At 52.6% G+C, this 11,169-nt stretch carries 7 protein-coding genes; 5 read left to right on the top strand and 2 right to left on the bottom strand.

Annotation, left to right across the window (positions count from 1 at the left end):
• Positions 1-114 precede the first annotated feature (114 nt).
• Positions 115-504, bottom strand: coding sequence for a Uma2 family endonuclease (locus ACN4EG_RS03860; RefSeq protein ID WP_431627868.1), 390 nt, complete (start codon positions 502-504; stop codon positions 115-117).
• A gap of 119 nt (positions 505-623) precedes the next feature.
• Entirely contained in the window at positions 624-5,252 is a 4,629-nt protein-coding gene (gene gltB, locus ACN4EG_RS03855) for a glutamate synthase large subunit (RefSeq protein WP_431627867.1), read from the bottom strand.
• Between the two features lie 1,073 nt (positions 5,253-6,325).
• Here gltB and ACN4EG_RS03850 point away from each other — a divergent pair.
• The 5 genes from ACN4EG_RS03850 to rpsG all read left to right on the top strand — a co-directional run bounded on the left by ACN4EG_RS03850 (position 6,326) and on the right by rpsG (position 11,168).
• Positions 6,326-8,263: a phosphodiester glycosidase family protein gene (locus tag ACN4EG_RS03850; protein ID WP_431627866.1), complete on the top strand. Its 1,938-nt coding sequence runs from the start codon at positions 6,326-6,328 to the stop codon at positions 8,261-8,263.
• A 580-nt stretch (positions 8,264-8,843) separates the two neighbouring features.
• On the top strand, positions 8,844-9,266 hold the full coding sequence (locus ACN4EG_RS03845; protein ID WP_431627865.1) for a phosphomannose isomerase type II C-terminal cupin domain: 423 nt from the start codon (positions 8,844-8,846) through the stop codon (positions 9,264-9,266).
• A gap of 302 nt (positions 9,267-9,568) precedes the next feature.
• Complete coding sequence (locus tag ACN4EG_RS03840) at positions 9,569-9,904, top strand: HesB/IscA family protein (protein WP_431627864.1); 336 nt, start codon at positions 9,569-9,571, stop codon at positions 9,902-9,904.
• Between the two features lie 143 nt (positions 9,905-10,047).
• Positions 10,048-10,431, top strand: coding sequence for a 30S ribosomal protein S12 (rpsL, locus tag ACN4EG_RS03835; RefSeq protein WP_190575024.1), 384 nt, complete (start codon positions 10,048-10,050; stop codon positions 10,429-10,431).
• Positions 10,432-10,697: 266 nt separating this feature from the next.
• Positions 10,698-11,168, top strand: coding sequence for a 30S ribosomal protein S7 (rpsG, locus tag ACN4EG_RS03830; RefSeq protein ID WP_431627863.1), 471 nt, complete (start codon positions 10,698-10,700; stop codon positions 11,166-11,168).
• The last annotated feature ends 1 nt before the right edge of the window (position 11,169 follow it).

Genomic DNA, 11,169 nt, shown 5'->3' with positions numbered 1-11,169 from the left:
CACCATCCGACAGCGACTCAAGGTCTTGGTAGCTCATCTTCTCTCCACAGAAATGTTGAGGGCAACATTCTTATTCTCCTACCTCCTGCTCTAACTGGCACATCACTCCACTATTCATGCAGGAGGTCTAATATTTTTAGTGACCTTGGTTTGACTCTGGTCTGGGGAAAGAATTTCGATCGTCCAGTCCGGCGCGATCGCGAAAGCATTGGCAATTTCCCCAGTTGGATCCCGTGGAATTCTTGCCCAAGCGAACACAGAGACATCGGGCACGTTCGATCGACCCCCAAAGGTGCAGCGTAACTCTGAAAAGGCTCGGCCCACTCGCTGGGGTTTGAGACTACTGTTGACGATCGTAGATAACTCGGTCTGAATGACGCTGTGTTTTCCTTGCGGCATGGGTTTTTGCAGCACTTGTCCATCAATGTATTCGCTGGCAGGTTTGGTTTCTGGCAGCTTCAGAAATTCCGCTAAGGTGATGGACTTGGATGGAGACTGAACCATAGAGAAATCAACGGGCGTGAAAGCGACGAATAAAAAAGCGCCATCCCTCTAGCCTAATGGCTTTTTTGAGGGATGGCGTTATCCGTTAATGGATGGATAGAGCGATTAGACGGTGAGGACTATACCGAACTCGCAACTTTCTCAGTACCTGCATTGGCTTCTGCTGTGTCCTTCTCCGAGGGAGGCACCACTTGCCAGAACTTGGGCAAATAGGCTGACCAGTTCGCCAGAATGGCTTTCGCCTTGGGACTGCCTGTGCGATCGGCGTGGGCTTGGATCAGATCCTTCAACTGGGCTTCACCCGCTGAGCTGACCACCCGTTGCACACTGACGATTTCCGGATTGACCTTCGCTTGGAAGCTGCCATCTTCATCTAGGAAGTAGGCTAAACCGCCGGTCATCCCCGCGCCAACGTTGCGACCCACTTTACCCAGCACCACGATCGTGCCGCCGGTCATGTACTCGCAGCAGTGGTCGCCTGTGCCTTCCACCACCGCTTGAGCCGCCGAGTTCCGCACCGCAAACCGTTCCCCAGCGCGGCCATTGGCAAACAGGGTGCCCCCTGTCGCGCCATAGAGGCAGGTGTTACCGATGATGACGCTCTCTGCGGGGTCGAAGGTGGCGGCTGCGGGAGGATGGATGATGATTTCTCCACCATGCATCCCCTTGCCCACGTAGTCATTGGCTTCCCCGTCTAGGCGCAGCGTCATGCAGGGCAGGTTAAAGGCCCCAAAACTCTGGCCCACCGATCCGGTGAAGTGGAGATTAATCTGTCCGCCAAAACCGTTGTTGCCGTAGTGCTTGGCAATCACACCTGCAACACGAGTCGCGATCGTGCGATCGGTATTGATGGCCTTAAATTGTTTGGTTACTGAACCCTGGTTTGCGATCGCGGCTTGCAGGTCAGCATCCGCCAGAATGTCATCATCCAGCACCGGGCCGTTGCTATGAACTTCGGCGTGCTGCAACCAGGTGCGATCGCTGCGGGTATCGGGCAAGTTGGTCAGGAAGGAGAGATCTAAGGCTTGGGTTTTGGCGATTTGCGCACCTTCCCGCACCTTTAACAGATCCGCCCGCCCGATGATGTCTTCCAGCTTGCGGTAACCGAGCCGTGCCAAGAGGGAACGTACTTCCTCCGCCACAAAGACAAAGAAGTTGACCACATGCTCCGGTAGGCCAGTAAAGCGCTTGCGGAGTTCTTCCTTCTGGCTGGCGACGCCGACGGGGCAGTTGTTGGTGTGGCAGATCCGCGCCATGATGCAGCCTTCTGCAATCATCGCGATCGAGCCGAAGCCGAACTCTTCGCCGCCCATGAGGGCTGCCATGACGACATCCCAACCCGTTTTGATGCCGCCATCGACCCGCAGCAGAACGCGATCGCGCAGTTGATTGTCCATCAGGGTGCGGTGCACTTCCGTTAGGCCCAATTCCCAGGGACTACCCGCGTGCTTGATCGAACTGAGCGGAGACGCGCCTGTACCGCCGTCGTGCCCGGAAATTTGGATAATATCCGCGTTGGCCTTGGCTACCCCAGCAGCGATCGTGCCGATGCCCACTTCCGCCACTAGTTTGACGGAAACCTGAGCCAACGGGTTGATCTGGTGCAGGTCATAAATCAATTGCGCCAAATCTTCGATCGAATAAATGTCATGGTGCGGGGGTGGGGAAATCAGCGTCACACCGGGCTTCGATCGGCGCAGCATGGCGATGTAGGGGCTGACCTTGGGGCCGGGGAGTTGTCCGCCTTCACCGGGTTTTGCCCCTTGGGCCAGCTTGATTTCGATTTGCTTGGCACTCATCAAGTACTCTGGGGTGACGCCAAAGCGACCCGACGCCACTTGCTTGATGGCGGAACAGGCAGTGTCTCCATTGCGCAGTCCCTTCAGGTAGGGGAAGGTAGGCGAAACGCCATCCACCACGTCATCCAGCACCTTAAAGCGCACGACATCTTCGCCGCCCTCGCCGGAGTTGGACTTGGCTCCAAGACGGTTCATGGCGATCGCCAACACTTCATGGGCTTCCCGCGACAGGGCACCCAGGGACATTCCCCCGGTGGCAAAGCGATGGCAGATATCCGCTGCTGACTCGACTTCGCTGATGTCGATCGGGGCGCGATCGCTGGTGAAGTCCAGTAAATCCCGTAAAGCCGTCAAAGGCCGCTCTTCCAGGTACTTCTGGTACAGGGCGTAGTGGTCGTAGCTCTTCTGATCGACTGCCTTGTGGAGATACTTGGCCATTTCCGGGCTGTTCATGTGGTACTCGCCACCGGGACGGTACTGCACAAAGCCATAGTTTTCCAGTTTCTTGCCGCTCAGTTCAGGGAAAGCTTTGCTGTGGAAGGATAGCGTTTCGTTGGCCAAATCCGCCAAGGTCAGACCGCCCAGCCGGGATGCGGTACCGTAGAACGCCGTATTCAGTAGGTCGCCGCCAATCCCGATCGCTTCGAAGATTTGTGCTCCGTGGTAGCTGGCTAAGAGGGAGATGCCCATCTTCGAGAGAATTTTGAACAGACCATCCTGCAAGGCTTTGCGGAAGTTGGCCTGGGCACCGATCAGACTCACAGCCTTCAGCTTGCCCGTTTCCATCAATTTTTGGGTCTTGCCATCATGCCACCAGTGGCGTACTGCTTCCAGGGCCAGGTAGGGACAAACGGCACTGGCTCCATAGCCCACCAAGCAGGCAAAGTGGTGGGTGCTCCAAGCCTGGGCGGTATCGGCTACCAAGGAGGCTTTCATCCGTAACCCTTGGCGAATCAAATGGTGGTGTACGGCTCCCACGGCTAACATGGGCGGAATATAGCTGGTTTCCGCGTTCAACTGTGCCGTTTGGCCTTGAAGATTAGCCCGATCGCTGAGGATGAGGATTTCTGCCCCCGCTTGCACCGCTTCCGCTGCCTGTTGACAGAGGTCTGCCACCGCTTGCTTCAGTCCGGCTGGGCCGTCGGTGATGCTATACAGCGTGGATAAGGTGGCGGTTTGGAAGCCGGATTGACGGACGCCTTGTAACTCTGCATCGCCCAGCACCGGGGTTTCCAGGAACAGTAGCTTGGCATGATCGGGCGTCGCTTCCAGCAAATTGTGCCGTCCACCTAAACTCATGGAGAGGGACATGACCAGGTTTTCCCGCAGGGGGTCGATCGCCGGGTTGGTCACCTGGGCAAACCGCTGTTTGAAATAGTCGTACAGCAAGCGAGGTTTAGATGACAGCACTGCCAACGGCGCATCATCCCCCATGCAGAAGGTGGGTTCCTTGCCCTGGGCTCCCATTTCATTGATGATCATGTCTACATCTTCTGCCGTGTAACCAAAGGCGGTTTGTAGACGGAGGAGGTCAGCCGCTTCGTAGGTGCGACTGTCTGCGAAAGGTTCCAGTTGGAGTGTCTTGCGATTTTGCCTCAGCCATTCGCCGTAGGGACGTTCACTAGCGACTCGCTGCTTCAATTCCCAGTTCTTCAGAATTTCCTGGGTTTCCAGATCCACGGCAATCATTTCACCGGGGCCGAGGCGACCTTTCTCGATGATGTCGGCTTCCGGTAGATCAACAACTCCAGCTTCCGAGGCCACCACAATGTAGCCGTCGCGGGTAATGGCATAACGGGCCGGTCGTAAACCGTTGCGATCGAGGGTTGCGCCGACTTTTTTACCATCGCTGAACACCAGCAACGCAGGGCCATCCCAGGCTTCCTGAACGCCGCTGTAGTATTCGTAAAAGTCCGTAATTTCAGGATGCTCCAGCAGATCCGGCTGGTTGCGGAAGGCTTCCGGCACCATCACCATCAGGGCTTCCATGGGGCTGCGGCCACAGCGCACCATCAGTTCCAGCACGTTATCCAAGGTGGCGGAGTCGCTGTTGTTTGGATCGACGATCGGTTTGAGATCGGCCATGCGATCGCCCCAAGTGTCATGGTTGAGATCCGCTTCCCGTGCCATCATCCAGTTGATGTTGCCCAGGAGGGTGTTAATTTCGCCATTGTGGCCCACTAAGCGCATGGGTTGCGCCAACGGCCACTTGGGTAGGGTGTTGGTGCTGAAGCGGCGGTGATAGACGGCAAACGTTGCAGTGTAGGTTGGATTGGCTAAATCCTGGTAAAACTCGCCCAAAACCGCCGATCGCACCATGCCTTTGTAGATAATGCGGCGGTTGGAGAAGGAACAGAAATAGAGTTCCGTCAAGCCGACGGCCTTGGCTTGTTTTTCAATGCGTTTGCGGCAGAGGTACAGCACCTGCTCTAGGTCATCGCCTGTTTGACTGGCGGAGACAATCACCTGTTCGATCTGGGGTTGGTTGTCCCGTGCTTGAATGCCGAGCACGTCCGGCTTCACAGGCACCAATCGCCATCCCACTAGGGTTAATCCTTCCTCGGCCACCACTTGCTCAGTGATCTGGCGAGCCTGCGCAGCTTGGGCGGCATCCTGGGGCAGAAATACCATACCGACGCCCGTATTTTGAATCGTTAGGGAGTCTTTACCGGATGCCACACTCCACTGGTTGAGCAATTCCCAGGGCATGCTAGTCATCACCCCTGCTCCATCGCCGGAGTCCTGATCGGCGCTGCATCCGCCGCGATGTTCCATACAGTCTAGGGCAATCAAAGATTTCTGCACCAGATCATGACTGCTCCGACCCTGACGATCGGTAATGAAGCCAACGCCACAGGCATCCCGTTCTTCCACCAGCCAGCGTTGGCCTTTATATCCACTTGGAGATAAATCCAGTGGAGCATTCAATTTTGAACTTGCGTTACCCATGACATGGCTCATTTCGTTCATTTCACCGAAGAGTAAGGATTAGGCTTTTATATTCCTAGACAAGAAATCCAGAATAGACTGCATTCTGAATGAAACTAGGGCTATAAAAGGTTGACAGGGATCTTGTAAGGGTGTCGTTAAGATGCCATCTCCTGTCTGCTGACACGATAGCCAACCGTCCTTCTTGGTGGAAGAACAGGCTGCACGCTAGCTAGAGAGGTGTTTGGCAGGTAATGGTTAGGCTGATAGGGAAACTTCAGCCCGGTCAGGACTTCAGGATGATTTCGCAGCCAAAACAGACTGAGCAGTCGCAACTTTCTAGATCGTTTTAGATCGTTGCGATCGAATCGCTAAATCCTCTGGCTCTCTGGCAAATCTGTGCATGTTTATATCTATGCACAGTTCATACACAAAGGTTTCCAACCCCAATTTTTGGGAACAGCCTTGTTTTATCTAGCCTCTATAAAACTAGTTTCTATAAAACAGAATCATCCTGAAGCTATCACCCAACTGAAGATGCTCCTAGACCTTAATGGGGTCACTTTGGAAACACCTAACAGTTAGGCTACCCACAACTAAATTAAGACATGGAGATACAGGGCTCAAGTTACTCACTTTTAGCCCACACCATCATCCCCCCAACCCTTGGCCTAGCACAATTGGGGCTGTTGGGTGAAAGTTGAGGTGAAATCCATCTCAGACCCAAGAAGATGAATTTTCATACCCTCATCTTAAGGAGTCAGAGTAGAGCATTTTATAAAATAAATCACTCTCTGACAATCCTAGGAAGCTAGTTTGTAGGAAGGGTAGAAGACATGCTGGTTTCCAGACTAAATATATTTTTTCAATATATATATTTTCACTTGTGTCCAATGTGCTTATTGCGTCCAATATCCTTTGCCCCGATCGCGTATGTCGTCTAGTTCGATCGTGAGCCCAAGATGGGTTTCGCCATGGAGCCCATGGTGATGCACATCGGGGGACAAAGGTGTGAAAGATATTTTTCACAATGTTTTTTTGAGTGTAGCGTTGAAAAGCGTGGCAGCAAGGGTGTGACTGGAGGGAGAACGGTCGTGATAGTTGGTAGGGATGGTGTGTCTGGTATGGATGGTGTGTCTGGTTCTCAAAAACCTCAAGTGACTGGATTGGCAAGGAGTATGGTGATGAGCTTGAACCGGGAACAGTCGAGAAAAGCTCTCCTCTTCGGAGGGAGTGGCGCAATGGTAATCATGGGTCTCTTGGGAACGGCCTTCCCATCGCTTGCGGTACCACCCAAGCCCTTGAGTTTAGAACAACCGCCCTCCGCACCTCCTCCCAATGGCCCTGCAATTCTTTCCTCGGCGGCTAAAACTTGGATGCAAGGTCGACAAATTGTGTTGAATGGTCGTACCTTTAATGCTGCTTGGGGCCAATGGCAAACAACCACCGGGAATCGCATTGCCCTATCCGAAGCTGCCTTAATGCAATTGCTAGGGTTACGTCTGCTCAGTACCGAAAATCTCGCTCAGCAGCCGATCGACTGGTTCACCAATCCTCAACAGCCACCAGAGCCGTTAGCGGTTCGCTTAGCCCCTCCGATCCGATACTTAGAGATCACTGCTTTGGCAAACCAGCTTGGTTGGCAAGTTCAAGCCAAGGGCGACATGCTCGAACTGAAAACCCCGAATGCCTCTTTAGTCAACCTGCGGCAAGGCAAACAACCTTGGGGCGATCGGGTGGTGGTAGACCTCGATCGTCCGACGCCCTATCAAGTCGATGCCCAAAGTCAGGAATTGTTGATTACTTTAGAAGCCAAAGCTGATGCAGCCTTGATCCAACGGTTTAAGCCCACCACAACCGGAGCCATCAAGTCCCTCAAAGTTGAAACGGCAGGTGATCGGACAACCCTGCGCCTCGGGGTGCCCATTACTCAACGTCCCTCTCTGTTCACTCTAAGTAATCCCAACCGCTTAGTGATTGATATTGGAGCCTTTCCTCTCCAGCCCCTGGATATTGCTTGGGGCAAGGGGTTACGGTGGCGACAACAGGCGTTAATGCTAGGGACAACTCGTTTTCCGGTGATCGCGTTAGAAGTTGATCCAAAACAGACGGGGGTGCGGTTGTTGCCGGTTCTGCCGAATTTTCCGACGATTGCTGGAACGGCTAGTCTGCTGCAAACGGCCCAACAGTCGCAGGCCAGCGGAGCCATTAATGGTGGATTCTTTAATCGCCTCAACCAGTTGCCGTTGGGGGCGATTCGCCTAAACGGACAATGGCGATCGGGGCCGATTTTGAATCGGGGCGTGGTCGCTTGGAATGAGCAGGGGCAATTTCGCTTCGATCGCTACAGCCTTAAGGAAACGGCCATTCTGTCCAACGGGCAACGCTTCCCCCTAACCTATTTCAACAGTGCCTACGTGCAAGCTGGGATTGCCCGCTACAACGCGGAGTGGGGCAGTACCTACAGCACTCTGTCGGATAACGAGATTCTGGTCACGGTGCAAAATAACCAGGTAACGGAACAAAAAAACGCTGGTAAGGCGGGAGAAACGGTGTCGATTCCAACGGGTTCGGCCTATCTCTTGGTGTTTCGATCGAACCGGACGGCTGCGAATCAGTTCATCCCAGGCACGACAGTCCAACTTGATCGGGTAGAATCGATCCCCGGCTTGGAAACCTATCCCCACATGGTCGGTGGCGGCCCTCTGCTCGTTAAAAATCGTCAAGTGGTTCTTGATGCGACGGCTGAGCAATTCAGTCTGGCCTTTGCCCAAGAACGGGCGGCGCGGAGTGCGATTGGGCAGCTTCCCGATGGCAAAATTCTGCTAGTGTCTGTCCACAACCGTGAAGGTGGTAGTGGGCCTAGTTTGGGGGAAATGGCCAGCATTATGCAGCAGTTAGGGGTGGTTGATGCGCTGAATCTCGATGGCGGGAGTTCGACGACGCTGTATCTGGGTGGGCAAATTCTCGATCGTCCGCCCCGCAGTTCCGCTCGTGTCCATGAAGCGATCGGAATTTTTCTCCAACCCTAATCCAGTCATTTGTAATTGCAATGCCAGTAATTGCAATTCCAGTAGATGCACTCAGGCTGCACCAGAATTGCACCGGTGATAGGGCCAGAGTTCAGCGTTCTCCATGATTTCTGTACTGTCGCGGATGTGAGAAAACTCATGAGGGATAGCTAGGAAATAATCCAATGTCATGCTTGTCTTTGCCTCTATGACTGAGTTGGCAGTTCCTACTCAGTCTGACTGGAGGTTCTTACCAACAGAGGTAATCCCATTAAGCCCCCTTGAAGCTGATTTCCTATCACCGTGAAGAGTTGGTGAAATTCAGTGAAATTACTCACTTCCCCCTAGTCGCACAGAAATGGGTTTGTTAGGGTGAGAGAGCAGAAGTTTTTAGACTGTAATACTAAATTCGTGAAACACTGCCAACTCAGGTTAGTTTCATCCTGTATGCAGATCTCCCTCAACGATTTCCTCGGTGAATCAGTTTCGTCACTGATTCGATGACCTAAATTCGGTGACACCCCCCTGGGAAACGAAGCAAGGTTTGAATTTTTACAGTTACAAATTTTACGAGTTATTGATTCTAAGGAGTGGAATTATAGTGGCTCAACCTCAAGAAATGACTCAGGTTCCCGCGCTGGCGCTGTCTACCAATAATCTAAAAGGTATTGCGGCGACTGAACTCCGTCCCTGGGGATCGTTCACCATTCTAGAAGAAGGCCGTGGCTATAAAATTAAGCGGATCGAAGTCAAGCCAGGACACCGCCTCAGCCTACAAATGCATCACCACCGTAGTGAGCACTGGATTGTAGTGGCAGGCACCGCGAAAGTTACCTGTGGGGAGGAAGAACTGACGCTGAGTTCCAACCAATCCACCTATGTGCCTCAATGTACCCCCCACCGCCTCGAAAATCCTGGTGTGATTTCCCTGGTATTGATCGAAGTCCAAAATGGAGAATACCTAGGTGAAGATGATATCGTGCGTTTCCAGGATGATTACGCCCGCGCTACTCCCGATCGCTAACCCTGAGTGCACTACACCGTAGATTGGTTGGTCTAAACCTGATCACCGATCGCACCAGCGGCCTATCATTACCTAGCTATCGCTGGTGGCCTGCCTACAATAATTTCAATGATTTAACGCCAGGGAAGTATCTTACAAGACGCGCTTCCCTGGCGTTTTGGTTGCTTGGAAATCTTTTAGCCTAGAACGTTAGTTCATTCGCTTGGCAAGCGTCCGAAACAGCCTACGGCTGCATGGGTGTAGTGCTGCAGGGTTGCTCCATACTAGGATGGCAATAGTGATTTCATTCCCATCGGTATTCTATGATTCATTTGAGCGCAGCGGCGTTGGCTGAAGTCAAGCGCATTCGACAACGACAATTTCCTACTGCAAGTTACCTGCGCATTACTGCCGAGGCCGGTGGCTGTAATGGCTGGATCTATCGCCTCGCTTGGTGCAACCACCGAGAATCCGATGACGTCGAGTTCCCCTGTTCAAATATTACTGTTGTGGTAGCGGCATCTCAATTGTCTTACCTGGAATCGCTGACGATCGACTACGCAGAAGACTTAATGGGGGGGAATTTCCATTTTGATAACCCGATCGCAACGGCTGTCTGCGGCTGTGGATTTTCATTTGCAGTCGATCAACTATCATAGAAAAAGATGCGGATCCTAAAAAGTTCGCCCTTAACTTTTTCCCTTGAAAAAATGATCAAGAAAAGTTTGACAGGGTTCATCAAACCTTGGTACCTTTAATATTTGTTGAAAGTTGGAACAAGCAAAAATTTACAGGCAATAAGATGCCCACAATCCAGCAACTCATTCGGGATGAGCGTAATCGCGCTCGTAAGAAAACCAAATCCCCGGCGCTCAAGGCTTGTCCTCAACGTCGTGGGGTTTGTACTCGTGTCTACACAACAACCCCTAAGAAACCGAATTCGGCTCTGCGGAAAGTTGCTCGTGTACGGTTAACCTCAGGATTTGAGGTGACCGCTTATATTCCAGGAATTGGTCACAACCTCCAAGAGCACTCAGTCGTCATGATCCGAGGTGGTCGTGTGAAGGATCTGCCTGGAGTTCGCTACCATATTATTCGTGGCACCTTGGATACTGCTGGTGTGAAAGATCGCAAGCAGGGTCGCTCCAAATACGGTGCAAAGCGTCCTAAGGCTGCTGCTAAATAAGTCGCATTGTTAAGTTTTAGTAAGAGGAGTGTCTGGGGGTTTCCCATGAGTTGCGGACGCTTCTCTTGAATTTCACTAGTTCCAATCACAAGTCAGATGGGATTGGTTCGCTAGGTTGACCCTAGAGGATTTTGGTTTCACGAAGGGATTGATGCTGGATTCCGAAGCCATCCTTGGGTTGGGAACACCTGGCTTTTCACTATGTCTGGGCTGATGGTTTCTAGGTCAGCCTTCAGACTCCATTTCTCAACTCTGGAAGGATTTTTATGTCTCGTCGTACGGAAATCAAAAAGCGTCCGATTCCCCCTGATCCTGTCTATAATTCTCGCCTGGTCACCATGACTTCCCGTCGCATTATGCGGAGCGGTAAGAAGTCTTTGGCGAACCGCATTATCTACCAAGCCTTCGACATCATTAAGGAACGCACTGGGGCTGACCCCATGGAAGTTTTTGAGAAGGCAGTCAAGAATGCGACTCCTTTGGTCGAAGTCAAAGCTCGACGGGTGGGTGGTGCTACCTATCAGGTGCCCATGGAAGTGCGAACCGATCGGGGAATTGCCTTGGCTTTGCGTTGGTTGATCCAATTTTCGCGGCAACGGGCAGGCAAGTCCATGGCGAGCAAATTCGCCAATGAACTGATGGATGCGGCTAATCAAACCGGTAGCGCAATCCGGAAGCGGGAAGAAACCCACCGGATGGCTGAAGCGAACAAAGCCTTCGCACACTATCGGTATTAAA

It is taken from the genome of Alkalinema pantanalense CENA528 (assembly GCF_050753345.1).
In the GTDB taxonomy this organism is placed as follows: Bacteria; Cyanobacteriota; Cyanobacteriia; order Leptolyngbyales; family Leptolyngbyaceae; genus Alkalinema; species Alkalinema pantanalense.
Note: the sequence above shows the minus strand (reverse complement) of the source record. Positions and strands in the feature narration are given on the sequence as shown.

Bases quoted from the DNA above. Each gene is read 5' to 3' on its own strand.
- ACN4EG_RS03840 (WP_431627864.1), top strand. From the start codon at position 9,569: ATGATTCATTTGAGCGCAGCGGCGTTGGCTGAAGTCAAGCGCATTCGA.
- gltB (WP_431627867.1), bottom strand. From the start codon at position 5,252: ATGGGTAACGCAAGTTCAAAATTGAATGCTCCACTGGATTTATCTCCA.
- ACN4EG_RS03860 (WP_431627868.1), bottom strand. From the start codon at position 504: ATGGTTCAGTCTCCATCCAAGTCCATCACCTTAGCGGAATTTCTGAAG.
- rpsL (WP_190575024.1), top strand. From the start codon at position 10,048: ATGCCCACAATCCAGCAACTCATTCGGGATGAGCGTAATCGCGCTCGT.
- rpsG (WP_431627863.1), top strand. From the start codon at position 10,698: ATGTCTCGTCGTACGGAAATCAAAAAGCGTCCGATTCCCCCTGATCCT.